We start from the raw sequence: 534 nt of genomic DNA on the forward strand, positions 1-534 counted from the left end.
CCTGACGATCATGCAGTTCGCCAACACCTTTGCCGCCACCACCACCCCGGCCGGTGTCGGCGGGCTCGCGCTGAGCGCGCGGTTCCTGCAGCACAACGGCCTCGGCGGGGTGCGGGCGACCGCGGCGGTCGCACTGCAGCAGACCGTGCAGGTGGTCACCCACATTGTGCTGCTGGTCGTCTTCAGCATCGCCGCCGGCCGCAACGCCGACCTGTCGCACTTCATCCCGAAGGGGACGGTGCTGTACCTGATCGCCGGCCTGCTGCTCGGGGTCGTCGGCACGTTCATGGTGGTGCCGAAGCTGCGCCGCTGGCTCCGCGAGGACCTGCGTCCGCAGATCGCGGACCTGACGGTCGAACTCCTCGACCTGGCCCGCGACCCGTGGCGGTTCCTGCTCATCGTCGCCGGCTGCGCGGGCACCACTCTCGGTGCGGCGCTGGCACTGTGGGCGAGCGTCGAGGCCTTCGGCGGCGGCGCCACGTTCATCACCGTCACCATCGTCACCATGATCGGCGGCACCCTGGCGTCCGCGGC

At 71.0% G+C, this 534-nt stretch carries 1 protein-coding gene; it reads left to right on the plus strand.

What is annotated here, in order from left to right; all coding sequences use genetic code 11:
- The coding region (locus tag AC1DYG_RS19105; protein ID WP_477641439.1) for a lysylphosphatidylglycerol synthase transmembrane domain-containing protein at positions 1 to 534 on the plus strand (534 nt) is incomplete at both ends.

Source organism: Pedococcus sp. P1_H8 (assembly GCF_056405175.1).